Below are 23,307 nucleotides of genomic sequence, written 5' to 3' on the forward strand. Positions count from 1 at the left end.
GCAATTCCAGGAAAAGTGTGGCGCGGTCTTCCGTCCGGAATTGCGTAAAAACAAAAGGTTAGAGCAGCGACAACTGCACGCCGCTGCCATCGGGCGGCACGAACAGATCGTCGCGCAGCGGCACGCTGCGGCGTGTCAGGCCGAAACGTCGGGCTGCCATTTCAAAACGCCGGGCGATCTGCCAGGCATAGGGGCCGGCGCCCTTCATGCGCTTGCCGAATTCGGCATCATAATCCTTGCCGCCGCGCATCGAGCGCACCAGCGACATCACATGCCGGTAACGATCGGGGTAATGCTGCAGCAACCAGTCGCGAAACAGCGGGCTGACCTCGAGCGGCAGCCTGAGGATGACATAGCTCGCCTCTGCGGCGCCGGCAGCCTTTGCCGATTCGAGGATGCGCTCAAGTTCGTGGTCGTTCAGCGCCGGGATGAGCGGGGCGGCCATGACAGCCGTCTGCACGCCTGCTTCGGCAAGGGTGCGGATCGTCTCCAGCCGCCGCGGCGGCGTGGCGGCACGCGGCTCCATCGTCCGGGCAAGCTTGCGATCCAGCGTGGTCACCGAGATGCCGACGCGCACCAGGTTCTTAGCTGCCATCTCCTGCAGAATGTCGAGATCACGCAGGATCATCGCCGACTTGGTGACGATGGATACCGGATGGTTCGCCTTGTTCAACACCTCGAGAATGCCGCGCATGATGCGCCATTCCTTTTCGATCGGCTGATAGGGATCGGTATTGGTGCCGATCGCAATCACCCGCACCTTGTAGCCGGGCTTGGCGAGTTCCCGCTCCAGGAGTTTTGCTGCATCGGGCTTGGCAAAAAGCTTCGTCTCGAAATCGAGCCCTGCAGAAAGCCCCATATAGGCGTGTGTCGGCCGGGCGAAACAATAGATGCAGCCGTGCTCGCAGCCGCGATAGGGATTGATCGAGCGGTCGAACGGAATGTCCGGCGATTCGTTGCGGGTGATTGCCGTGCGCGGCTTCTCGACCTGCACTTCGGTCTTGAAGGGCGGTAGCTCTTCCCACGTCTGCCAGCCATCGTCGACGGTCTCCCGCTGCAGCGCCTCGAACCGACCTGTCGGGTTCAGCCCGGCCCCACGTCCACGCCGCCGATCGACCTCGACTCTCAGCCCGGAGGAAACGATCATCGCATCGGCAATATCTGCCGTATTGGCAGGCGCGAATGCGGCCTGCCCTGCCAGGGACTGCTCTCTCATCGGATTCTCCCGTGGCGGAAAGCCATCGCCTCCGCCCGTTCTGCTGATTAAATTCCTATCTGCAAAACGAGAACAATGCAAGAACAAAATGAGGAAAACGGTGCTGGCAAAAATTTGTGCGGCGCATTATAAATGGTCAATGTTGACGGTTGTTCTCGAATGTCAGGATCAGGAATCTGAGCTGGCGCAGACCTTATCGGTATTGGTGGCAGGCGCGGTGGAGGGGCTGGTGAGCGATGTGGTCGTGCTCGATCACGGCTCGCGCGACGGCACCTCGCGGGTGGCCGACGCCGCCGGCTGCCGCTTCCATTCGCAGTGGGATATCAAGGACATCGTCCGCTCCGCCCGCGGCGAATGGCTGCTCTTCGTCGAGCCGGGCGCGAGACCCCAGGCCGGCTGGATCGATGAGATCGCCGAATATGTCGCGCTGAACAAGCTGCCGGCGCGCTTCACCGCCTCGCGTGGTTACAGGCGCCCGTTCTTCCAGCGTGTCGGCCGTGCCGTGCCGCCGCTGGAACTCGGCTTTCTCCTGCCGAAGAAGCAGGCGCTCGCCATCGCCAAAAGCGGGATGCGGCTTACCGAATTCGTCAAGGGCCAGAAGCCGCGCAAGCTCGCGAGCGAACTGATTCCCTCCTGGGTCGCCCGCGCTGCACGATAGGTGCCGCAATCCTCTCCATGAGCAAAAGATGGCGCCCAATAGGATTTCGCGCTATAATTCGAACATGGCGCCGTCGAAGCGCCGCGCTTCGCAACGGAATGGCCATGGAATGCCGGTGAACGGCAGAACAGGTCAGCGAAAATCTCCTCTTCTGCCGGGTTTCCGGCGAAAGGAGGTGCGTCATGGTACGCAATATGATCTACGGCCTCATAGCCGTCATATTGCCGACATTGGTGATCGCGCATCCGCATTCGGCAGCATCGCAGATGATGCGCAGTTGCGCAGGCCGACCCGAAATCGTCAATTTCCTGGACAAAAACTTCGCCGAAAAGCTCACGGCAGTCGGACTGATCAACGAGAACGCCATTCTTGAGGTCTATGCCGCCGAAAGCGGCACCTGGACCCTCATCGTCACGGATGTTCACGGCATAAGCTGCGTTCTGCTGTCGGGTGATAGCTGGGACACCATGCCCGTCTTGCCGGGCCTGGCCACATAGTGAATGCCCCTGGTTCGCCAGGGGCAACCATGCCCTACTTCGTCGCGCCGCGTTTCAGGTGTTCGTCCAGACGCGGCATGATCTCGACGAAATTGCACGGCGCGCTGCGGTAGTCGAGCTGTCCTTTCAGAATGCCGTCCCAGGCATCCCGGCAGGCACCGGGCGAGCCCGGCAGCACGAAGATGAAGGTGGAGTTGGCAACACCTGCCGTGGCGCGCGACTGGATCGTCGCCGTGCCGATCTTCTCGTAGGAGATCCGGTGGAAGATGGCGGAAAAGCCGTCCATCCGCTTTTCGAACAAAGGCTCCAGCGCCTCTGGCGTCACGTCGCGGCCGGTAAAGCCGGTGCCGCCGGTGGTGATGACAACGTCTATGTCTTCTCTGTCAGTCCAGGCCTTCACCCGCGCGGCAATCTCCGCGCGATCATCAGGCACGATCCCCCGGTCGACCAACCTATGGCCCGCCTCTGTAATCCGCGCCGCCAGCGTGTCGCCTGACTTGTCTGTCTCCGGCGTGCGGGTATCCGAGATCGTCAGAACCGCAATGCCGACCGCGATGAAGGGCCGCTTTTCGTCCAGACCTGCCATCATGCGCCTCCCGAAACCGTTTCCGTCGCCTGGAAATACCAGTCGGGCCGCTCGTCGTGAAGAGCTGCCGCCGCATCTTCGGCAGCAGCCATGGTCGCAAAGATGCCGAAACAGGTGGCGCCGGAACCGGACATGCGGGTCAAAAGCGCGCCGTTAGCCTGCAGCATCGCCGAGATCGCCGCAATCTCCGGCACGAGTTCGCGCGCCGGCGGCTCCAGGTCGTTGCGGGCAGCGGCAATCGCCGCGAGCCAGTCGGCAGCTAGAGGCCGGCTCGGTGGCAGGCTCAGGGCCGGATTGTTCTTTGTCGCCAGTTGGCGGAAAACCTCGGGCGTGGAGACGCCCTTCAGCGGATTGGCGAGCACCATGGCAAGGACGGGCAGCTCCGGCACGGGTTCGATCTTTTCGCCGATGCCGCGGGCAATCAGCGGCCGGCTCGCAAGGCACATCGGCACGTCGGCGCCGAGCTTCAGGGCGAGAGCTGCGAGCGCCTCCTCGGGCAAGCTCGTGCCCCAGAGCCGCATCAGCCCACGCAGCGTCGCGGCCGCATCGGCCGAGCCGCCGCCGATGCCGGAGGCAACCGGCAGATTCTTTTCGAGCTGGATACGGACGGGAAAGGCGAGGGGACCGATCGCCTCGCGCAGGAGATCGCGCGCCTTCAGCACCAGGTTGGTGCCGCCGTCGCCGGCAAGTGTTTCGCCGAAACGGCCAGACAGGGTAAATTCGTCGGTCGGCGACCGCATGAAGTCCAGCCGGTCGCCATGATCTGTGAAGGTCACCAGCATATCGAGCAGATGATAGCCATCCGGCCGCTGGCCCGTCACATGCAGGGCCAGGTTGATTTTCGCACGAGCTTCCTCGGAGATGCTGGAGCATGATGCCGAAAAGTCTGAGCGGTTTTCGGACGACATCATGCTCTACTTCTTTGATCTCGAAGCGGCCAAGCCCTCTTCAGGGCCCTCTTCAGGCAAACGTCCCGCCCGTCAGGATTTCTTGTCGACCGGCGGCGGGATGACGGGTGCCGGATCCGGCTGCTTCTTGTCGGCCGCCTTGGCATCGTCGCTGGCGGGAGGCAGGCCGTTGGCGACCTTGTCCTTGATCTTCGGAATTTCGGCGGCTTCAGGCTCCGAGCTGAGCGCCCGGTTCCACTGGTAGACGGCCTCGAGCTTGCGCCCGACGCGCCAGTAGGCATCGCCGAGATGGTCGTTGATCGTCGCGTCGCCGGCCTTGATCTGTGCGGCCCGTTCCAGCTCGTCGACGGCATCGTCGAAGCGGTTGAGGCGGAAATAGGCCCAGCCGAGCGAATCGATGATGTAACCATCGTCAGGGCGAAGATCGACGGCCTTCTTGATCATGCCGAGACCTTCGTCGAGGTTCCGGTTCATGTCGATCCAGGAATAACCGAGATAGTTCAGCACCTGCGGCTGGTCGGGATTGAGCTCCAGCGCCTTGCGGAAGTTCGGTTCCGCCTGGTCCCACTTCTTCAGCCGCTCATAGGCGATGCCGCGTTGGAAGAAGACGCTCCAGTTGGCGCGGCCGGGAATGGGGCCGATCGCATCGACGGCCTTGTCGTAATTGGTGGCCATCGCCTGGTAGTCCTTGGCGTCGGAGAGCACGCTGCCATAGGCGAGGTAACTGCGGATGTCCTTCGGGTCGGAGGCGATCAGCGCCTGCAGGTGCTTGCGCGCCTCATCCACCTTGCCGCCCTGGGCAAGGGCAAGGCCGAGCTGCAGCTCGGAGATGCGCCGCATCGGTGAATTCTCGGGCACCTTCTTGTAGAGCGCGATGGCGCGGTCCATCTGGTTCTGCTTCTCGGCAATGCCGCCGAGCAGCACCAGCGTATCGGCGCTGTTCGGATCGAGCGCATTGGCCGTCTGCAGGTAAAGCGAGACGATATCCTCGGCGCCGTCGCGGTTCAGCGCGCCGCCGACGGAGAAGAGCACGCCGGCAGCCCCTTCTTCGGCCGTCTTGACCTGCTGTTCCTGCTTCTCGTTCTTTTCGACGCTGTCGCGCAGCGCATTCAGCGGCGCATAGTTCGGCAGCAGGTTGTCGCCGACGGAAACGGCGTCGAGCGCCTTCTGCTTGTTGCCTTGTGTTGCTTCGAGGCGGGCAAGCGCCATCACCGCGCGCATGAAGGTATCGGGCGCCGTCGCTCCGCCTTCCTTGTCGAGCACGGCATCGTTCAGATGCTGGCGGGCGGATTTCACGTCGCCGATGGCGATGGCGATCGCGCCGGCATTGTAATTCTGGAAGATGCGGAACCAGTCCGGCCCCTTCATCTTCTCGACCATAGCAAGCGCCTCCTTGCCGCGGCCGGCGCCGACACGAGCCCAGGCGAGCAGCAGGTCGTTCATCATCCGGTCGAGATCGTTCGGCCCCTTATATTTCAGGATGGACTCGGCGGTCTTGTAGTCGTCGCGGCGCACGGCATCCATGCCGCGCACAATCGTGGTGATGCGCTCGACGGAAGGATCGCCTTTCAGGTCGTTGGCGTATTTGACGCCCTCCTTGATGTCGCCATTGAGCAGCAGCGAGATCATCAGCCGCTGGCGAATCTCGGGATTGCCGGGCTCGATCTGCAGCGCCTTCTTGTAGAGCTCGATCGCCGTTTCGTAGTCATGATCGACATCGGCCGTGCGCGCGGCAAGGAAGGCTCCGGAGAAGCTGGTAACGCTATCGGCATCAAAGTGAGCGGCCGTACCGGCATCGTCTGCCTTGGCCGCATCCTCGGCGTTCACGCCGCCGACACTGCCCAGCGAAAGGACAGCTGCAAGCGCTGCGCTCGTAAGAAGACGGATGGCAAGTCTCTGCCGCATTAGGAAACCTTTCTTCGACAGCGTCCCGACAATGGTGCCGGCCGCAAAACAAGTTGCGATCACTGATTCATAACAGGATGGCTTTTTTGAAGCGGCGCCGCAAGAAAATCAGCCTGCGATCAAGGACGTTTGATCAATTGACGCGCTCGATGCAGAAGTCGATCACTTCCATCAGGGCGGATTTCCACACCGTATCGGGAAGCGGCGCAAGCGCGTCCCGCGCGATCGTGCCATAATGGATCGCGCGGCCGATCGTGTCGCTGAGCGTGCCATATTTGGTGATCAGCCCCAGCGCTTTTTCGAGGTTGGCGTCGGTGCTGTTGCCGGCTTCGATCGCATCGCGCCAGAAGGCGCGCTCGTCCTCGGTGCCGCGGCGATAGGCGAGAATAACAGGGAGGGTGATCTTGCCCTCGCGGAAATCGTCGCCGACATTCTTGCCGAGATCGGCAGCCTTGCCGCCGTAGTCGAGCGCATCGTCGACGAGCTGGAAGGCGAGCCCCAGATTCATGCCGTAGGATTTCAGCGCATTGCGGCCGGAGCGGCCGGCCTCTGCGACGATCGGCCCGACTTCGGCGGCGGCAGCAAAGAGAGCCGCCGTCTTGGCGCGAATGACGGAGAGATAATCGTCCTCGGTCGTCTCCATGTTCTTGGCGACCGAAAGCTGCAGCACTTCGCCTTCGGCAATCACGCAGGCGGCGGAAGACAACACGTCGAGCGCATCGAGCGAGCCGACATCGACCATCATGCGGAAGGCCTGGCCGAGCAGGAAGTCGCCGACCAGCACGCTTGCCTGGTTGCCCCAGATCATCCGCGCCGTCGGCTTGCTGCGGCGCAGATCGCTTTCGTCGACGACGTCGTCATGCAGCAGTGTCGCCGTGTGCATGAATTCGACCGATGTGGCGAGCTTGACGTGGTTTTCGCCCCTGTAGTCGAACAGCGAGGCGGAAGCCAGCGTCAGCATCGGCCGCAGCCGCTTGCCGCCGGACGAGATCAGATGGTTCGCCACTTCGGGGATCATCTGCACGTCGGAGCCGGCCTTGGACAGAATGAGCTGGTTCACTCGCTCCATGTCCGCCCTGGTGAGATCGACCAATGGCTTGATGGATGCCAGTTTGTTTTTGCTTTCTTCAAGCGGTATGACCACGCCCAACGACCCGGACTCCTGTTCATTCTTTGCACCTGACAATAGAAAGGGGCGATGGACGCGGCAAGGGGTGAATTGTCGCGCTGAGCGAAATTGGAAGGAAAACGACGGCAAATGCATGAGCTTATCCGCGCCAACGACCCCGTTCTGCTCTCTTATGCCGAGAGTTTGATGAAGGATGCCGGAATTCACTGCTTCATCGCCGACCAGGGCATGAGCGTGCTGGAAGGCTCGCTCGGCATGCTGTCGCGTCGCCTGCTGGTGGATGAGGAGATGGCCGATCAGGCGCGCCGCATCCTCACCGATGCCGGTCTCGGCGGCGAGTTGCGCGAGCGGAAGTGAGCTCCGATGACCGGGGAAACCGCTGACACCATCGATGCCTTTCATCGCGGCGCCTTTCATGTGGTGCAGCCGAAGGGCAGGGGCCATCGCTCCGGCATGGATGCGATGCTGCTTGCGGCTCTGGTCGCCGACGATCGCCCGGTCAGGGTTGCCGATCTCGGCGCCGGCGCCGGTGCTGCCGGCCTTGCCGTCGCCTCGCGGCTTGCAGATTCACAAGTGGTGCTTTTCGAGCGCTCGGCCGAGATGGCCGATTATGCCCGCCGCAGCATCCTCTTGCCCGACAATGCCCATATCGCCAACCGCGTCAGCGTCGTCGAGGCCGATGTGACGCTGACCGCCAAGGCGCGCAACGATGCCGGGCTCACCGATGAAAGCTTCCACCACGTCATCATGAACCCGCCCTTTAACGACGCCGGCGACCGGCGCACGCCGGATGCGCTGAAGGCCGAAGCCCATGCGATGACCGACGGCCTGTTCGAAAGCTGGATACGCACCGCCGGCGCGATCATGATCCCAGGCGGGCAAATGTCGCTGATCGCCAGGCCCCAGTCGATCGCCGAGATCGTTGCCGCCTGCGGCCGGCGCTTCGGCGGCATCGAGATCACCGCTATCCACCCGCGTCCGGGCGAAAACGCCGTCCGTATCCTGGTGACTGGTATCAAGGGATCGCGGGCGCGGCTGTCGCTGCGCGCCCCTCTGATCATGCACGAAGAGGGGAGCCACAAGTTCTCCCCTCTCGTCGATGATTTCAACAATGGCCGGGCGGCCTACGCCAGGCTTTAGAGTGGTAAGTTCACGCTTTAGCCGGTGACAAAGTCGAAGAGCAGCTTGACGTTCAGCCCGGCGATGACGACCGCGATCAGATAGGCGATGCCGCTCAGCCAGCGGGGCGCCACCAGTTCGCCCATCTTCGCCTTGCTGGCGGTGAACATGACAAGCGGGAAGACGGCGAAGGAAAGCTGCAGGCTGAGCACCACCTGGGTGAGGATCAAAAGCTGCGCCGTGCCCTGGTCGCCGTACCAGATGGTGACGATCGCCGCCGGCACGATGGCGATGGCGCGGGTGATCAGCCGGCGTATCCAGGGCTTCAGCCGGATCTTCAGGAAGCCTTCCATGACGATCTGGCCGGCAAGCGTTGCCGTCACCGTCGAGTTGAGGCCGCAGCAGAGAAGCGCGATGCCGAAGAGCGTCGGCGCGATAGCGAGGCCGAGCAGCGGCGACAGCAGTGAATGGGCCTCGCCGAGTTCGACGACGTCGGTCTTGCCGTGCGCATTGAAGGCGGCCGCCGCAAGGATGAGGATCGAGGCGTTGATCAGGAGCGCGAAACACAGCGCCACCGTCGAGTCGATCGTCGCAAAGGTCAGCGCCTCCTTCTTTTCGGGAACAGTATGGCCGTAGGCCCGCGTCTGCACGATGCCGGAGTGAAGGTAGAGATTGTGCGGCATGACGGTCGCGCCGAGAATGCCGAGCGCCAGATAGAGCATCTCCGGATTGGTGACGATGTCGGTGGTCGGGAAGAAGCCGGTGAGGACGGCGCCCCACTGTGGGTCGGCAAGCAGGATCTGCACGCCGAAGCAGACCGCGATGACGCCGAGCATCGCGATGATGAAGGCCTCCACCCAGCGGAAGCCGAGCTTTTGCAGGAAGAGGATCACGAAGACGTCGAGCGCGGTGATCAGCACGCCGAGTTCGAGCGGGATGCCCATCAACAGATTGAGGCCGATCGCCGTGCCGATCACCTCGGCGATATCGGTGGCGATGATGGCGATTTCCGCAAGGGCCCAGAGCGGTACCGAGACATATCTCGGAAAAGCGTCGCGGCAGGCCTGCGCAAGATCGCGCCCGGAAGCGATCGCGAGACGCGCACAGAGCGCTTGCAGCACAATCGCCATCAGGTTGGAAAGCAGTGCGACGGTGAGCAGCGCGTATCCGAATTTCGAGCCGCCGGCGAGCGAGGTCGCCCAGTTGCCCGGGTCCATGTAACCGACGGCGACCATGTAGCCCGGCCCGGCGAAGGCTGCTGCCCTGCGCCACCTCGAGCTGTGACGCCCGGTTCCGACGGTGCGGTAGACATCGGAGAGCGATCCCTCTCCGCGTTCGTGCCGCCAGCCGCTCTTTGCATTCGGATTGAGGACGTCCATGCGATTTCCACCTGTTTTATCGTCAGGGCACTATGACGAATTAGAATGATAATGCAAGTCATTCGCAACAACAAAATCAAACCTGCTATTTTCAGGAACGCGGCCATTGCGTTTGCCGTTCCAGCGCATACATGGATGCCGATCGTAAACTGCGATCGTGCGACCCGAAGCGAAGGATGGGAAATGGCCGGATTCTTGAGAAAACTGCTGCCGAAACGGTTCCGCAAGGACGGCATCACCATCCCGGTCGTCCGGCTGCAGGGGGCGATCATCAGCGGCGGCGGCCAGTTCCGGCCGACCCTCAATCTCGCCAATGTCTCTCCGGTTCTGGAAAAAGCCTTCGCCATGAAGGACGCGCCGGCGGTTGCCATCTCCATCAATTCGCCGGGCGGCTCGCCTGTCCAGTCGCGCCTGATCTTCACCCGCATTCGCGAGCTCGCTCGCGAGAAGCAGAAGAAGGTGCTGGTCTTCGTTGAGGATGTCGCCGCCTCCGGCGGTTACATGATCGCCCTTGCCGGTGACGAGATCATTGCCGATGCCACCTCCATCGTCGGCTCGATCGGCGTCGTCTCCGGCGGCTTCGGTTTTCCCGAACTCCTGAAGAAGATCGGCGTCGAACGCCGCGTCTATACGGCGGGCGAAAACAAGGTGATCCTCGATCCTTTCCAGCCGGAAAAGGAAAAGGATATCGAGTATCTGAAGAGCCTGCAGCTCGAAATCCATCAGGTCTTCATCTCAATGGTGCGCGAACGTCGCGCCGGCAAGCTGAGGGACGATGCGGCGGTGTTTTCCGGCCTGTTCTGGAGCGGCACACGCGGCCTCGAACTCGGCCTCATCGATGGCCTCGGCGACATGCGCCAGGAACTGAAGAGGCGCTACGGCCAGAAGACCAAGCTGGAGCTCGTCACCGCCGGCCGCGGCCTGTTCGGTCGCCGGATTCCAGGCGTGTCGCCGGTCTCACTCGAGGGTGCTGCATCCGGTCTCGCAACGGGGCTTGTCGAAGCGGCGGAAGAGAGAGCATTGTGGAGTCGTTTCGGGCTTTGAAGGGAGCAAGAGAGGGGCATGCCGCAGTTAATTACCATTCTGATCCTGGTTTTCTCAGCCTGGTGGCTTTACCGCCGCTTCGTCTCCGATGCCCGTAAGCTCGCCGAAAAGTCGCGCCGCGCTGAAAAGGAGCGCCAGACCGGCGCAATCGGCACGCTGGTCAAGGATCCGGCGACGGGAGAATACCGGCTGAAGCGCGAGGGCGAATAAGAGGCGTCGCCACGCACTGCCGCTCACCCGGTTGGTGAGGGGGAGGGGCAGCGGAATTCCTCTTCCCCATCGGCATTCGACGCCTCTTCAGTGCTGCAAAAGTCTTGACCCCCGCCGCCCTCCATGGCACCTGTCGCGCCGATAATTCCCAAGCAATCGGTGCCGTTCGATGTCAGCTATTCCAGACCATATGAACCCGAAGCGCTCTTTCCAGGCGCTGATCCTGACCCTGCATAGCTATTGGGCGGACAAGGGTTGCGCGGTGCTGCAGCCCTACGACATGGAAGTCGGCGCCGGCACCTTCCACCCGGCCACCACGCTGCGCGCCCTCGGCCCCAAGCCATGGAAGGCGGCTTACGTTCAGCCGTCTCGCCGCCCGTCCGACGGCCGCTATGGCGAAAACCCGAACCGGCTGCAGCATTACTACCAGTACCAGGTCATCCTGAAGCCGAACCCTGCAAATCTGCAGGAGCTTTATCTCGGCTCGCTGGCGGCGATCGGTCTCGATCCGCTGCTGCATGATATCCGCTTCGTCGAGGACGACTGGGAAAGCCCGACGCTCGGCGCCTGGGGCCTCGGCTGGGAATGCTGGTGCGACGGCATGGAAGTCTCGCAGTTCACCTATTTCCAGCAGGTCTGCGGCATCGAATGCTCGCCCGTCGCCGGCGAACTCACCTATGGTCTCGAACGCCTCGCCATGTATGTCCAGGGCGTCGACAATGTCTACGATCTGAACTTCAACGGTCGCGACGGCGACGAGAAGATCAGCTATGGCGACGTCTTCCTGCAGGCCGAGCAGGAATATTCGCGTCATAATTTCGAGTTCGCCAATACCGAGATGTTGCATCGCCATTTTGTCGATGCTGAGAAGGAATGCCGCGCGCTGCTCGATGCCGGCGCCCCCGGCGACAACGCCAACCAGCGCCTGCACAAATGCGTCTTCCCGGCCTATGACCAGTGCATCAAGGCAAGCCATGTCTTCAACCTGCTCGATGCCCGCGGCGTCATTTCGGTCACCGAGCGCCAGAGCTATATCCTGCGCGTTCGCACGCTCGCAAAGGCCTGCGGCGAAGCCTTCCTGCTGACCGATGCCGGCGGCGTCAACCTGGGCAAAGAGGCGGCGTAACGCAACAGCCTGCCAGCCGTATCGTCGATATCGACGGCTGGTCGGGCACCCCGAATCGTCGCGGATATCGGCGTTTGACGGCAGCCGGCAAACCCGCGTAGTCTCCGCGCGGACATTACTTCGCTGCGGGGGAATTCGCGATGTTTATTGCGCTTGGCGTCATCGTTCTGGTCGCGCTCTATCTCATCTTCATCTACAACGGCCTGGTTCGCGCGCGGCAGATGGCGGAAGAGGCCTGGTCGGGCATCGACGTCCAGCTCAAGCGCCGCGCCGATCTGATCCCGAACCTGATCGAGACGGTCAAGGGTTATGCCGCCCATGAAAAGTCGACGCTTGAAGAGGTGGTTGAGCTCCGCAACAAGGCGCAGGCCGTTCCATCAGGCGATGTCGCCGGCAGGGCGCAGGCGGAAGGCCTGCTCGGCCAGGCGCTCGGTCGTGTCATCGCGCTCGCCGAGGCCTATCCCGATCTCAAGGCCAACCAGAATTTTGCCGAGCTCCAGGCTTCGCTGGAAACCATGGAAGGCGAGTTGCAGATGGCGCGGCGTTACTACAATGGCGCGGCCCGCGACCTGAACGTCAAGGTCGAAAGCTTCCCGTCCAATCTCGTCGCCGGCCAGTTCGGATTTTCGAAACGGGAATATTTCGAAATCACCAACGAGGCCGATCGCGCCGTCCCCACCGTGAAATTCTGACGATCCGGCATTTTGCCTTTGCCCGAAAGCGATTAAGAGCAAGGGCAGATTTGCGGCCGGCTAGAGCATTTCGCGCTTTAAGGTCGCCCCATGGACGGAAGAAACAGCATGACACGCACAGCCAAACTCACGATCATCCCGCCTGGCAGGCCGCTTTCCGGCCGCGCCATGCCGCCGGGCTCCAAGTCGATCACCAATCGCGCCCTGCTGCTCGCCGGCCTTGCGAAGGGCACCAGCCGGCTGACCGGGGCCCTGAAGAGCGACGATACGCGTTATATGGCCGAAGCGCTGCGTGCCATGGGTGTCGCAATCGACGAGCCTGACGATACCAGTTTCGTCGTCACCGGCAGCGGCAGGCTGGTGCCGCCCAAGGCGCCGCTCTTCCTCGGCAATGCCGGTACGGCGACACGCTTCCTGACAGCGGCCGCGGCTCTGGTCGACGGCACCGTCATCGTCGATGGCGACGAACATATGCGCAAGCGCCCGATCGGCCCGCTGGTCGAGGCGATGCGCACGCTCGGCATCGATGCGACCGCCGAGACCGGCTGCCCGCCGGTCACCGTCAGGGGCACCGGCCGCTTCCAGGCCGACCGCATCCGAATCGATGGCGGCCTGTCCAGCCAGTATGTCTCCGCGCTGCTGATGATGGCGGCCGGCGGCGACCGGCCGGTCGACATCGAACTCGTCGGCGAGGATATCGGTGCACTCGGCTATATCGATCTGACCACGGCGGCGATGAAGGCTTTCGGCGCCAAGGTCGAGAAGACCAGCCCGGTCACCTGGCGTGTCGAGCCCACCGGCTACCGCGCTGCCGATTTCATCGTCGAGCCCGATGCCTCGGCTGCGACCTATCTCTGGGCGGCCGAAGTCCTCACTGGCGGCGCGATCGATCTCGGTGTTCCCTCCGATGCCTTCTCGCAGCCCGATGCGCGCGCCTATGACATCATCGCCAAATTCCCGCATCTGCCGGCAGAGATCGACGGCTCGCAGATGCAGGATGCCGTTCCGACGCTTGCCGTGCTTGCCGCCTTCAACGAGACGCCGGTTCGCTTCGTCGGCATCGCCAATCTGCGCGTCAAGGAATGCGACCGCATCCGGGCGCTCTCGACCGGCCTCAACTGCATTGTTTCAGGGCTCGCCCGCGAAGACGGCGACGATCTGATCGTGCAGTCGGATCCCGCACTTGCCGGCAAGCGTCTGCCGGCGGATATCGACAGCTTCGCCGATCATCGCATCGCCATGAGTTTCGCGCTCGCCGGGCTGAAGATCGACGGCATCACCATTCTCGATCCCGATTGCGTCGGCAAGACCTTCCCCGCCTATTGGCGGACGCTGGCGGCACTCGGCGTGACCTATCAGGACAACGATTGACGAAACGCGCAGCCGAGGCTGCCGGCGGGAGACAGGGATGGGGCGTCGGTTTTTCGGATTTTGCTTTGCACTGCTGTTGATGCTCGCCGCCCCGGCGGCCTTTGCCGCCGAGGTGATCGACAGTTTTGCCTCCGACATTACGCTCGAAAAGAGCGGCGCGATGACGGTGACGGAAACGATCACCGTCAATGCCGAGGGCAATCAGATCAACCACGGCATCTTCCGTGATTTCCCGCTCTATTTCACCGATGCCGCGGGCCGCCGCCGCAGCGTCGATTTCGATATGGTGTCGGTCCAGCGCGATGGCGATAACGAGCCCTGGCACACCGAATCGATATCAGGCGGCATCCGCATCTATGCCGGTTCTGCCGACGTGACCGTGACGCCGGGCCGTCATCGATACGTCTTCACCTACAGGACCAATCGCCAGATCCGCTATTTCGACGATCACGACGAACTCTATTGGAACGTCACCGGCAATGGCTGGATCTTCCCGATCCGCTTGGCCACCGCGACGGTGAAGCTGCCGCCCGGCGTCGGCGCGACGGAGACGGCCTTCTTCACCGGCCCCCAAGGCGCGACGGAAAAGAATGCCCGCGTCAGCGAGAGCGGCGCTGGCCTGGTCTTTTCCACCACCGCGCCGCTTGATGCCCACGAAGGCCTGACCTTCGCGATCCGCTTGCCGAAGGGGTCGATCGATCCGCCGAGCGCGGATATGGAAAGCACCTGGTGGTTGAAGGACAACCGCAATTATTTCATCGGCTTCGGCGGCCTGATCCTCGTTTTCGCCTATTACACGCGCTCCTGGCTGAAGGTCGGCCGTGATCCCGCCCGCGGCGTCGTCGTGCCGCGCTGGGACGCGCCCGATGGTATCTCGCCGGCGCTGGTCAATTATATCGACAATAAGGGCTTCTCCGGCGAGGGCTGGACGGCGCTGTCCGCCACCGCGCTCAATCTTGCCGTCCGCGGCTACGTCAAGCTCGAAGACCTGAAGAATTCGATCGTCATCCAAGGCACCGGCAAGCCGCTCGGCAAGGAGAAATTCCAGGCCGGCGAAATCGAATTGCTCAAGGTTGCCGGCGGTGCCGGCTCGACGCTGACGATCGACAAGGCGAATGGCGAGCGGGTGAAATCCGTCGGCCAGGCCTTCCGTTCGGCGATCGAAAAAGAGCATCGCGGCAAATATTACAATTCCAACCTGGCTTATACCGCAGGCGGCATCGCGCTCAGCGCCGCGGCCCTGGTGATCCTGTTCGTCTTCGGTTCGCTGGCGCCGGACACCATCGCGCTGATGCTGATCCCGAGCGCCATCTCGGTCTTCGTCGCGGTGTTCGCCGCCGGCCTCGTCAGGTCGTTGCATCGCGGCAAGTCACTGTTCGGCAAGATCATCGCCATCATCGCCGCCGCGGTCGGCGTTTTCGTCGGCATCAGCATTCTGGCGACCATGGTTCTGGCGCTTGCCTCCTCGCTGGTGGAACTGCACGAAACGCCGATGCTCTTTGCCGTCGGCGGCATCGTGCTTTTGAACATCCTCTATTTCTTCATCATGGGCGCGCCGACCCCCCTCGGCGCCAAGATGATGGATGGCATAGACGGCCTGCGCCAATATCTGACGCTTGCCGAGAAGGACCGGATGAACACGGCAGGCGCTCCGGAAATGTCGCCGCGGCATTTCGAGACGCTGTTGCCCTATGCGGTGGCGCTCGGCGTCGAAAAGCCTTGGTCGCGCACTTTCGAAACCTGGCTTGCGGCGGCCGCTGCCGGCGCGGCTGCTGCCTATGCGCCCGCCTGGTATTCCGGCAACTTCAACAGCGGCAGCTTTTCCGATCGCATCGGCGGCTTTTCCTCGTCCATGGCCTCGACCATCGCGTCGACGATTCCCGCGCCGCCGCCATCGAGTTCCTCCTCCGGTTTTTCCGGCGGCGGCTCGTCGGGAGGCGGCGGCGGAGGCGGCGGAGGCGGGGGCTGGTAAGCTTTCCCGCTTGACCTTTTAGCCCTTGGCCCTTAACCGCCAGACAGAAAAGGAAAGGGTCGCGCATGAAGGTTCTGTTGATCGGATCGGGCGGACGCGAGCATGCGCTCGCCTGGAAGCTGGCGCAATCGCCGTTGATGACGGAATTCTACGCCGCACCCGGCAATCCCGGCATTGCCGAACACGCCGTCCTCGTGCCGGTTGACATCGAGGATCACGAAGCGGTCGCGGCCTTCTGCAAGGACAAGGCGATCGATTTCGTCGTTGTCGGCCCGGAGGCGCCGCTGGTTGCCGGCCTCGCCGACCGGCTGCGCGCCGATGGCCTTGTGGTTTTCGGTCCTTCCGCTGCTGCAGCCCAGCTCGAGGGCTCCAAAGGCTTCACCAAGGATATCTGCGCCCGCTACGACATTCCGACAGGCGCCTACCAGCGTTTCAACAATGGACCGAAGGCCAAAGCCTATATCCGCGCCGAGGGCGCGCCGATCGTCGTCAAGGCCGATGGTCTTGCCGCCGGCAAGGGCGTGACGGTTGCGATGACGCTGGACGAGGCGCTGGCGGCGGTCGACGACTGTTTCGAGGGCGCCTTTGGCGCTGCCGGCGCCGAAGTCGTCGTCGAAGCCTATCTCGATGGCGAGGAAGCGAGCTTCTTCTGCCTCTGCGATGGCAAACATGCGCTGCCGCTTGCAACCGCCCAGGATCACAAGCGGGTGGGCGAGGGCGATACCGGCGTCAATACCGGCGGCATGGGCGCCTATTCGCCGGCGCCTGTTATGACCGCCGAAATGGTCGAGCGGACCATGAAGGAGATCATCGAGCCGACGATGCGTGGCATGGCCGAGAGCGGTCATCCCTTCTCCGGCGTCTTTTTCGCCGGGCTGATGATCACCAAGAAGGGGCCGGAGCTGATCGAATACAATGTCCGCTTCGGCGATCCCGAATGCCAGGTGATGATGATGCGGTTGAAGAGCGATCTCCTGCCGCTGCTGCTCGCCACCGCCAATGGCACGCTCGATCAGGTCAAGGCCGAATGGAACGACGATCCGGCACTGACGGTGGTCATGGCCTCCAAGGGTTATCCCGGCGCCTACGAGAAGAACACGCCGATTCTTTCCGTGCCGGATGCAGGCGAGGGCGAGAAGGTGTTTCATGCCGGCACGGGTCTGAAAGACGGTGCACTGGTTGCGACCGGCGGCCGCGTGCTGAACGTCACCGCGTCAGGCGGCACGGTCGCCGAGGCCAAGAACCGCGCCTACGCGCTGCTCGACAGGGTGAGATGGGAAAACGGCTTCTGCCGGCGCGACATCGGCTGGCGGGCGATCGAACGCGAAACGGGCTCGGAGTGAGTATAAACCGGCCCGTTCTTTAAATTTTTACCCTTTCCCCTGACGGGATGGAAACAAAGCTGCGCTATACCGCTCCCAAGATGAGACGGAGTGGCATTGATGCGTCAGATTTTCCTCGGTGCGGCAATCCTGCTGATGGCAGGCCCTGTGATGGCGTCCTCGATAGAAGTGGTCGGCAAGATTGCGCCGCGCGCTGAAGGCAGCATCGTCACCGAAAGCTGTGCCGATTGCCCGCCGCTCCAGGCCGAACTGACCAAGAAAGACTATACGGTGCCGGAGCTGAAGCCCGGCGCTTTCCAGGCAAGTGAAGTCCGCGACGTCGGCGGCGAAAAGAAGGTCTATCGCACCGAAGGCTGGATGGGCGGCTCGCCCGTCGTCTTCGTCAGCAAGGCGACGCCTGAATCCATGATTGCGGCCGCGCCGCCAGCGGCGCCGGTAGACGGCATCGACATGAATGCAACCACCGCGGCCGTCATTGGCGGCGACGCCAGGCCCGTTGCGGCAGGTATGGCGGAACAACCAGCAGCGATTAACGTTTCCGAGTTTAAGCTGCGTTTCTAAAAAAGTTCCCTGCCCCTGCCTGATCAAGGTTTCGATCGCTTGGGGTTCCACCACCGGTGGACGAATGCACCCTCGATGAGCAGCGGGGGTGCATTCCTGTTTTGAAGTGCAATTATAAGCGGCATCGAGAAGTCGTCGTCGGAAATTACCAAGATCATCGGCGTCATCGACGAGATCGCCTTCCAGACCAATCTGCTGGCGCTGAATGCCGGCGTCGGGGCAGCCCGCGCCGGCGAATCCGGCAAGGGTCTTGCGGTCGTCGCCCAGGAAGTCCGCGAGCTTGCCCAGCGCTCGGCTGTTGCGGCCAAGGAGATCAAGGATCAGATCGCCCGCTCCTCCAGCCAGGTCGACCATGGCGTCCGTCTGGTCGGCGAGGCAGGCGAGGCGCTGAAGCGCATCTCCGACCAGATCGAGGCCGCCAACGAGATCGTCGCCAAGATCGCCCACAGCGCCCCCGAACAGGATACGACGCTGCGCTCGATCTCCTCGTCGATGAATCAGCTCGACGCCGCCACCCAGCAGAACGCCGCCATGGCCGAGGAGACCACGGCATCGGCCGAAACGCTGGCCAGCGATACTGACGAGCTGATCGATCTCATCCGCGGCTTCCGTGTCGGTGCGCCACAGCACCGCCAGGCCGAACCGATGCGCCGGGCCAGCTGAGAACTTTAGAAGCAAATGATATGGACCGCCGGATGAAAATCCGGCGGTGTGCCTTGTAACTCTACCCCTTGATTTTGAGGGAAGTTCGCATCGCATTCAATAAAGTTAAAGCTTTTTTATAGGGTGGGCATCAATTGTTACTTACCCGGTCGCAGCATGTTTATTTTAGCAGCGGTAGACGCGTCGTCTTGTTTGGCGCGCTCGCACAGGCGGTAGAAAACCGCACCGGAATGCAGCTATCCATTCCCGTTGCGAGGCGTCATGAAAAATTTGAAGATATCGAAGCAGCTCATATTGCTGGTCGTCGGCCTGATGATCGCCTTTGCGATCGCCACCTCCCTGCAGATCCGATCCTCGGTCGATGCGATCTACAAGGAGCGTTATGACATGCTCCGCGCCGAGGTTCAGTCGGCGGTCTCGGTTCTCAAGCTTTACCAGGCCAAGGTAACCGTGGGCGAAATGACGCTCGAGGATGCCCAGAAGCAGGCCTACGCCACCGTCAACGGGATGAAATACGATCCGGACGGCTATTTCTTCGGTTATAGCTACGACGTCCAGATGGTATTCCACTACGACGCCTCGAAAGTCGGGCAGATCAACAAGGGCCAGCCGGACAGCAAAGGCAAGCTCTATCGCGATGAGCTGGTCAAGCTCGGGCAGCAGGGCGGCGGTCTCGTCGAATATTATTCCACGGTCAAACCGGGCCAGCCGGCCGGCGATTACCGCAAGACGGCCTATGGCCAGGCCTTCGATCCCTGGAAGGTCGTCGTCGTCACCGGTGTCTACATGGACGATCTCGATGCGCAGATAAACAGCACGATCCTCACCGCGCTCTCCGGCAGCATCGTTCTGTTCTTCCTTGCCATGACGGCCGCCTACATCGTCATCCGCGGCATATCGGGACCTCTCAACAACGTCCATGCCGCCCTGAAGGCTGTCGCCGAAGAGGATGTTTCGATCGCCATCCCGCATACCAGCATGAACAACGAAGTCGGCATGATGGCGAAGGCGACGCAGTCGCTGCAGGAAAAGATCAGGGAACGTCATGCGATGTCCGATCGTGAGGCGGCCCAGCAGCTGGCGCTGGAAAACGAGCGCGAAACCAATCTGCGCCAGCAGCAGGATGAAGCCACGCTGCAGGCGCGGGTGGTGACGACGATCGGCCAGGCGCTGGAGATGATCGCCCGCGGCGACCTCACTGTCCGCTGCGCCGATCTCGGCCAGAAATACGCCGCCCTTCGCGACAACTTCAACGATGCGCTGTCGCATCTCGAAGCCGCCATGGCCAAGGTCAGCGCCAAGGGCACCGACATCGGCACCAGCAAGGAAGAGATCCGCCGCGCCTCCAACGAGCTGTCGCAGCGCACCGAGCGCCAGGCCGCCAGCCTCGAGGAAACCTCGGCCGCGCTCGACGAACTCACCGTCGCCGTCCGCCAGACAGCCGATGGCGCCCATGAAGCCAGCAAGCGTGTCCACGCGGTCAGCACCGAAGCCACCCATAGCGATGCGATCGTCACCCAGGCGATCGAAGCGATGAGCGGCATCGAGAAGTCGTCGTCGGAAATTACCAAGATCATCGGCGTCATCGACGAGATCGCCTTCCAGACCAACCTCTTGGCGCTGAATGCCGGCGTCGAGGCGGCCCGCGCCGGCGAATCCGGCAAGGGTTTTGCGGTCGTCGCCCAGGAAGTCCGCGAACTTGCCCAGCGTTCCGCCGCGGCCGCCAAGGAGATCAAGGACCAGATCGCCCGCTCCTCCAGCCAGGTCGACCACGGCGTCCGTCTGGTCGGTGAGGCAGGCGAGGCGCTGAAGCGCATCTCCGACCAGATCAAGGCCGCCAACGAGATCGTCGCCAAGATCGCCCACAGCGCCTCCGAACAGGATACGACGCTGCGCTCGATCTCCTCGTCGATGAACCAGCTCGACGCCGCCACCCAGCAGAACGCCGCCATGGCCGAGGAGACCACGGCATCGGCCGAAACGCTGGCCAGCGATACTGACGAGTTGATCGACCTCATCCGCGGCTTCCGGGTCAGTGGCGAAAGCGCCGCTCCGGCCATGCATCAAGGTCGCCGCGCCGCTTAAACGGCGCGGGGACAAAAGCGTTTTTATCACCAAATTTTTAGCGGCCGTCGGTTCTCCGGCGGCCGTGCCATTTGAGGCTCAATGCGCGATACGGTCGATCAGTTCCTCGATCTGGTGATCGGAAAACACCTCGACGCCATCAGCTTTCAGCGCCGCCGCCGTCACGCCGTGGCCGGCCTGCTTGCGGCCGGAAAACGTGCCGTCATAAATGAAAGCCGAACCGCAGGACGGGCTGCCGTCGATGAGCAGCGCATAGCGGCAGCCTGCCTGTCGTGCGAGCGCCACGGCATTTTCCGCCGCCTGCAAGAACTCTTCCGTCACGTCGGCGCCCGTCAGCTCGACAACCCGCGCCGTGCCGGCCAGCACCTCTTCGCCGGTTGCGGCATTTGCGATCTCGGCCGGCGGCCGCGGCACCTTCATGCCTGCCGACATCTCCGGACAGATCGTCACCAGCCGGCCCTCGGCCTGCCATGTCTCGATCACAGGATGAAGCAACCGCTTCGCCCGGCCGTCATAGCGGACGGCCTGGCCCATAAGACAGGCGCTGACAAGAATCTTGCTCTGCATGTCTCTTGAATAACGCGATGACGGCGGCAATGCCAGACCGCCGATGGCGGCCGAATATCACCCCGAGATCTTCGAGAAATCCGCAACCGTTCCCGTCGCTTCGCGGATCAGCCGCAGCAGGGCGAGACGGTTGGCGCGGATGGCGGCGTCCTCGTCGTTGACGAGCACGTCTTCGAAGAAGCGGTCGACCGGGCCGCGCAGCTTGGAAAGCGCTTCCATTGCCGAGCGGAAGTCTTCCCCGGCGACGGCGTCCGAGGCATCCTTCGAGGCGCTGGAGATTGCGGCGAACAGTTCCTTCTCAGCATCGAGCTTCAGAAGCGCTTCCGAAACGCCATCGGCGATCACGGTGCCCTTCTTTTCCTCGGCGGCGAGCAGCTGCGTCGCGCGCTTGGTGCCGGCGAGCAGGTTCTTGCCGTCCTCCGAGGTGATGAAGGCCGTCAGCGCTTCGACGCGGCGCGCCACCATCAACAGGTCGTCGGCATCTGAAGTCAGCACGGCGTCGATGAGATCGTGGCGGGCGCCCTGGTCGCGCAGATAGACCTTGAGACGGTCGTGGAAGAAGGAGAGCAAGTCGCCATCCCTTGTCGTTGCCAACAGCGGCAGGCGGATCTTTCGCTCGAGCAGGATCCTGACCACACCGAGTGCTGCCCGCCGCAGCGCAAACGGATCCTTCGATCCCGTCGGCTTTTCATCGATCGCCCAGAAGCCGATCAGCGTATCGAGCTTGTCGGCAAGCGCGATCGTGATCGCCACTCTGTCCTCCGGCACGCGGTCCGACGGACCCTGCGGCTTGTAGTGGTCCTCGATCGCGGCGGCAACGGAGGCATCCTCGCCCTGCAGCGCCGCATATTTGCGGCCCATCAATCCCTGCAGTTCCGGGAATTCGCCGACGGCTTCGGTGCGCAGATCGGCCTTGGCGAGCACGGCGGCGCGATCGACCAGAGCCGCGTCGGCACCGGTGATCTTTGCCAGCTCCTTGGCCAGCGCCTGGATGCGAGCGACGCGCGCTCCCTGTGTGCCGAGCTTGGCATGGAACGTCACGTCAAGCGCATCGAGCTTGGCCATGCGCTGGTCGAGCGGCTTCTTGATGTCGAGGCCGAACTTTGCCGCCGAAGCCGTGAGCGTCTCGAGATCCGGCAGATTGCCCTGGTCGCGTTTCCAGAAATGCAGCGCATCCGAAAGCCGGGCCCGCACCACCTTGCCGTTGCCGTGGACGATTTCCTTGCCGCCGTCGCTTGCCTGGATGTTGGAGACGAGGATGAACTTGTTCGAAAGCGTCTCTTCACCCTGTTTGCGAGTGACAAAACACTTCTGGTTGGTCTTGATCGTCAACCGGATGATCTCGGAGGGGATCGAGAGATAATCCTCCTCGAAACTGCCCATCAGCACCTGCGGCCATTCGACGAGGCCGGAGACTTCCTCCAGCAGGCCTTCGTCTTCCACCAGCTCCAGCCCGTTGGCAAAGGCGATGTCGCGGGCGTCGTGCAGGATGATGTCCTTGCGCCGCTCGGCGTCGAGGATGACCTTGGCCTTTTCCAAGTTCGCCGCATAATCGTCGAAGCGCCGGACGGTGATCGCATCGGGCGCATGGAAGCGATGGCCGTAGGTGATGTTGGAAGCGGTAATGCCGTCGATCTCGAAGGGGATGACGGTGGTCTCCTCATGCTCCGGGCCGAAGGTGCAGACGATCGACTGCAGCGGCCGCACCCAGCGCAGCGCACCGGGCTTCGACGAGGCCTTGCCCCAGCGCATCGATTTCGGCCAGGGAAAATCGCGGATGATGCCGGGCATGACATCGGTGACGATCTCTTCCGTCGCGCGGCCGGGCTTGGAGATGACCGCGACGTAGAAATCGCCCTTCTTCGGATCGCTCACCACCTGCGCCTCGGAGACCGAGGAAAGGCCGGCGCCGCGCAGAAAACCCTCGATCGCCTTCTCGTTGGCGTCGGTGCGCGGCCCCTTGCGTTCCTCGCGCACATCGGCGGAGCGGGCCGTCAGGCCGTGAATGTCGAGCGCAAGCCGCCGCGGTGTCCAGTATTCGCGCGCCCCCTCGTAGGACAGACCCGCTTCGACAAGCGCATCGGTGACGAGCTTCTTGAGGTCGCCGGCAGCCTTGCGCTGCATGCGGGCCGGAATCTCTTCGGAGCGGAGTTCGAGAAGAAGGTTTGGCATGTCGAATTTCCTTGCCTCCCGCGACAGGGGAGGGATGGCATGGGCGCCGGGTCAAAACGTTGCTTCTGCTAGCAAAGAATGGCGCATCTGCACAACCGCAAAAT

General features: G+C 62.7%; 21 protein-coding genes and 1 pseudogene. 14 read left to right on the plus strand and 8 right to left on the minus strand.

From position 1 onward, the window contains the following. Positions 1–58 precede the first annotated feature (58 nt). Positions 59–1,216, minus strand: coding sequence for a PA0069 family radical SAM protein (locus tag BS629_RS03435; RefSeq protein ID WP_018245011.1), 1,158 nt, complete (start codon positions 1,214–1,216; stop codon positions 59–61). Positions 1,217–1,355: 139 nt separating this feature from the next. Between BS629_RS03435 and BS629_RS03440 the strand changes: the two genes are divergently transcribed. After that, the gene (locus tag BS629_RS03440) at positions 1,356–1,874 is read left to right on the plus strand and encodes a glycosyltransferase family 2 protein (RefSeq protein WP_018245012.1); all 519 of its coding nucleotides are present in this window, start codon (positions 1,356–1,358) and stop codon (positions 1,872–1,874) included. 182 nt (positions 1,875–2,056) lie between these two features. After that, positions 2,057–2,371, plus strand: coding sequence for a hypothetical protein (locus BS629_RS03445; RefSeq protein WP_018245013.1), 315 nt, complete (start codon positions 2,057–2,059; stop codon positions 2,369–2,371). A gap of 34 nt (positions 2,372–2,405) precedes the next feature. On the opposite strand, the gene moaB is transcribed toward BS629_RS03445, so the two are convergent. The 4 genes from moaB to BS629_RS03465 form a co-directional block, all read right to left on the minus strand. Continuing rightward, a complete protein-coding gene (gene moaB / locus BS629_RS03450; protein WP_018516570.1) occupies positions 2,406–2,957 on the minus strand; it encodes a molybdenum cofactor biosynthesis protein B in 552 nt (183 codons plus the stop codon). Beyond that, the gene (locus tag BS629_RS03455; protein WP_018245015.1) at positions 2,957–3,868 is read right to left on the minus strand and encodes a 4-(cytidine 5'-diphospho)-2-C-methyl-D-erythritol kinase; all 912 of its coding nucleotides are present in this window, start codon (positions 3,866–3,868) and stop codon (positions 2,957–2,959) included. Before BS629_RS03455 ends, moaB begins: the two co-directional genes overlap by 1 nt. A gap of 69 nt (positions 3,869–3,937) precedes the next feature. After that, entirely contained in the window at positions 3,938–5,770 is a 1,833-nt protein-coding gene (locus BS629_RS03460) for a tetratricopeptide repeat protein (RefSeq protein WP_018245016.1), read from the minus strand. A 133-nt stretch (positions 5,771–5,903) separates the two neighbouring features. After that, positions 5,904–6,920, minus strand: a complete 1,017-nt coding sequence (locus tag BS629_RS03465) for a polyprenyl synthetase family protein (protein ID WP_018245017.1) — start codon at positions 6,918–6,920, stop codon at positions 5,904–5,906. A 108-nt stretch (positions 6,921–7,028) separates the two neighbouring features. Here BS629_RS03465 and BS629_RS03470 point away from each other — a divergent pair, with 108 nt between their 5' ends. Beyond that, positions 7,029–7,256: a putative signal transducing protein gene (locus BS629_RS03470; protein WP_003545870.1), complete on the plus strand. Its 228-nt coding sequence runs from the start codon at positions 7,029–7,031 to the stop codon at positions 7,254–7,256. A 6-nt stretch (positions 7,257–7,262) separates the two neighbouring features. Beyond that, positions 7,263–8,039 (plus strand): tRNA1(Val) (adenine(37)-N6)-methyltransferase, encoded by a 777-nt coding sequence (locus BS629_RS03475; protein ID WP_018245018.1) that lies wholly within the window; start codon positions 7,263–7,265, stop codon positions 8,037–8,039. Between the two features lie 17 nt (positions 8,040–8,056). Here the strand turns inward: BS629_RS03475 and BS629_RS03480 are convergent, their stop codons facing one another. Then, on the minus strand, positions 8,057–9,397 hold the full coding sequence (locus BS629_RS03480) for an Nramp family divalent metal transporter (protein WP_018245019.1): 1,341 nt from the start codon (positions 9,395–9,397) through the stop codon (positions 8,057–8,059). 183 nt (positions 9,398–9,580) lie between these two features. On the opposite strand from BS629_RS03480, the gene BS629_RS03485 reads away from it, so the two are divergent. The 10 genes and pseudogenes from BS629_RS03485 to BS629_RS03530 all read left to right on the plus strand — a co-directional run bounded on the left by BS629_RS03485 (position 9,581) and on the right by BS629_RS03530 (position 20,464). Continuing rightward, positions 9,581–10,441, plus strand: coding sequence for a S49 family peptidase (locus tag BS629_RS03485; RefSeq protein WP_024321292.1), 861 nt, complete (start codon positions 9,581–9,583; stop codon positions 10,439–10,441). Between the two features lie 18 nt (positions 10,442–10,459). Further along, the gene (locus BS629_RS03490; protein ID WP_003556931.1) at positions 10,460–10,651 is read left to right on the plus strand and encodes a membrane protein; all 192 of its coding nucleotides are present in this window, start codon (positions 10,460–10,462) and stop codon (positions 10,649–10,651) included. Positions 10,652–10,820: 169 nt separating this feature from the next. Beyond that, positions 10,821–11,777, plus strand: a complete 957-nt coding sequence (locus BS629_RS03495) for a glycine--tRNA ligase subunit alpha (protein WP_018245021.1) — start codon at positions 10,821–10,823, stop codon at positions 11,775–11,777. Between the two features lie 140 nt (positions 11,778–11,917). Further along, positions 11,918–12,469, plus strand: a complete 552-nt coding sequence (locus tag BS629_RS03500; RefSeq protein WP_018245022.1) for a LemA family protein — start codon at positions 11,918–11,920, stop codon at positions 12,467–12,469. Between the two features lie 108 nt (positions 12,470–12,577). Further along, positions 12,578–13,840 carry a 3-phosphoshikimate 1-carboxyvinyltransferase gene (locus BS629_RS03505; protein WP_018245023.1) on the plus strand — a complete coding sequence of 421 codons (1,263 nt, stop codon included), beginning with the start codon at positions 12,578–12,580 and terminating at the stop codon, positions 13,838–13,840. 37 nt (positions 13,841–13,877) lie between these two features. Further along, the gene (locus tag BS629_RS03510) at positions 13,878–15,812 is read left to right on the plus strand and encodes a DUF2207 domain-containing protein (RefSeq protein ID WP_018245024.1); all 1,935 of its coding nucleotides are present in this window, start codon (positions 13,878–13,880) and stop codon (positions 15,810–15,812) included. Positions 15,813–15,877: 65 nt separating this feature from the next. After that, positions 15,878–17,155: a phosphoribosylamine--glycine ligase gene (gene purD / locus BS629_RS03515; RefSeq protein ID WP_018245025.1), complete on the plus strand. Its 1,278-nt coding sequence runs from the start codon at positions 15,878–15,880 to the stop codon at positions 17,153–17,155. Between the two features lie 99 nt (positions 17,156–17,254). Further along, positions 17,255–17,716, plus strand: coding sequence for a plant virulence effector HPE1-like domain-containing protein (locus tag BS629_RS03520; protein WP_026188638.1), 462 nt, complete (start codon positions 17,255–17,257; stop codon positions 17,714–17,716). Between the two features lie 114 nt (positions 17,717–17,830). Continuing rightward, positions 17,831–18,379: pseudogene (locus BS629_RS03525) on the plus strand (methyl-accepting chemotaxis protein); the annotation flags it as partial. 261 nt (positions 18,380–18,640) lie between these two features. Further along, the gene (locus tag BS629_RS03530; protein WP_018245030.1) at positions 18,641–20,464 is read left to right on the plus strand and encodes a methyl-accepting chemotaxis protein; all 1,824 of its coding nucleotides are present in this window, start codon (positions 18,641–18,643) and stop codon (positions 20,462–20,464) included. Between the two features lie 78 nt (positions 20,465–20,542). Here BS629_RS03530 and BS629_RS03535 read toward each other — a convergent pair whose 3' ends face one another. Next, the gene (locus BS629_RS03535) at positions 20,543–21,031 is read right to left on the minus strand and encodes a 2-thiouracil desulfurase family protein (RefSeq protein ID WP_018245031.1); all 489 of its coding nucleotides are present in this window, start codon (positions 21,029–21,031) and stop codon (positions 20,543–20,545) included. A gap of 57 nt (positions 21,032–21,088) precedes the next feature. After that, positions 21,089–23,203: a glycine--tRNA ligase subunit beta gene (gene glyS / locus BS629_RS03540; RefSeq protein WP_018245032.1), complete on the minus strand. Its 2,115-nt coding sequence runs from the start codon at positions 23,201–23,203 to the stop codon at positions 21,089–21,091. Positions 23,204–23,307 lie beyond the last annotated feature (104 nt).

Origin of the sequence: Rhizobium leguminosarum bv. viciae USDA 2370 (assembly GCF_002008365.1) — a bacterium.
In the GTDB taxonomy this organism is placed as follows: domain Bacteria; phylum Pseudomonadota; class Alphaproteobacteria; order Rhizobiales; family Rhizobiaceae; genus Rhizobium; species Rhizobium leguminosarum.

Excerpts from the sequence above, each read along its gene's own strand:
- BS629_RS03495 (WP_018245021.1), top strand. The coding sequence starts at position 10,821 with ATGTCAGCTATTCCAGACCATATGAACCCGAAGCGCTCTTTCCAGGCG.
- BS629_RS03505 (WP_018245023.1), top strand. The coding sequence starts at position 12,578 with ATGACACGCACAGCCAAACTCACGATCATCCCGCCTGGCAGGCCGCTT.
- BS629_RS03490 (WP_003556931.1), top strand. The coding sequence starts at position 10,460 with ATGCCGCAGTTAATTACCATTCTGATCCTGGTTTTCTCAGCCTGGTGG.
- BS629_RS03485 (WP_024321292.1), top strand. The coding sequence starts at position 9,581 with ATGGCCGGATTCTTGAGAAAACTGCTGCCGAAACGGTTCCGCAAGGAC.
- BS629_RS03530 (WP_018245030.1), top strand. The coding sequence starts at position 18,641 with ATGAAAAATTTGAAGATATCGAAGCAGCTCATATTGCTGGTCGTCGGC.
- BS629_RS03500 (WP_018245022.1), top strand. The coding sequence starts at position 11,918 with ATGTTTATTGCGCTTGGCGTCATCGTTCTGGTCGCGCTCTATCTCATC.
- BS629_RS03480 (WP_018245019.1), bottom strand. The coding sequence starts at position 9,397 with ATGGACGTCCTCAATCCGAATGCAAAGAGCGGCTGGCGGCACGAACGC.
- BS629_RS03520 (WP_026188638.1), top strand. The coding sequence starts at position 17,255 with ATGCGTCAGATTTTCCTCGGTGCGGCAATCCTGCTGATGGCAGGCCCT.
- purD (WP_018245025.1), top strand. The coding sequence starts at position 15,878 with ATGAAGGTTCTGTTGATCGGATCGGGCGGACGCGAGCATGCGCTCGCC.
- BS629_RS03510 (WP_018245024.1), top strand. The coding sequence starts at position 13,878 with ATGGGGCGTCGGTTTTTCGGATTTTGCTTTGCACTGCTGTTGATGCTC.
- BS629_RS03535 (WP_018245031.1), bottom strand. The coding sequence starts at position 21,031 with ATGCAGAGCAAGATTCTTGTCAGCGCCTGTCTTATGGGCCAGGCCGTC.
- BS629_RS03470 (WP_003545870.1), top strand. The coding sequence starts at position 7,029 with ATGCATGAGCTTATCCGCGCCAACGACCCCGTTCTGCTCTCTTATGCC.
- moaB (WP_018516570.1), bottom strand. The coding sequence starts at position 2,957 with ATGGCAGGTCTGGACGAAAAGCGGCCCTTCATCGCGGTCGGCATTGCG.
- BS629_RS03455 (WP_018245015.1), bottom strand. The coding sequence starts at position 3,868 with ATGATGTCGTCCGAAAACCGCTCAGACTTTTCGGCATCATGCTCCAGC.
- BS629_RS03475 (WP_018245018.1), top strand. The coding sequence starts at position 7,263 with ATGACCGGGGAAACCGCTGACACCATCGATGCCTTTCATCGCGGCGCC.
- BS629_RS03445 (WP_018245013.1), top strand. The coding sequence starts at position 2,057 with ATGGTACGCAATATGATCTACGGCCTCATAGCCGTCATATTGCCGACA.
- BS629_RS03460 (WP_018245016.1), bottom strand. The coding sequence starts at position 5,770 with ATGCGGCAGAGACTTGCCATCCGTCTTCTTACGAGCGCAGCGCTTGCA.
- BS629_RS03435 (WP_018245011.1), bottom strand. The coding sequence starts at position 1,216 with ATGAGAGAGCAGTCCCTGGCAGGGCAGGCCGCATTCGCGCCTGCCAAT.
- BS629_RS03440 (WP_018245012.1), top strand. The coding sequence starts at position 1,356 with ATGTTGACGGTTGTTCTCGAATGTCAGGATCAGGAATCTGAGCTGGCG.
- glyS (WP_018245032.1), bottom strand. The coding sequence starts at position 23,203 with ATGCCAAACCTTCTTCTCGAACTCCGCTCCGAAGAGATTCCGGCCCGC.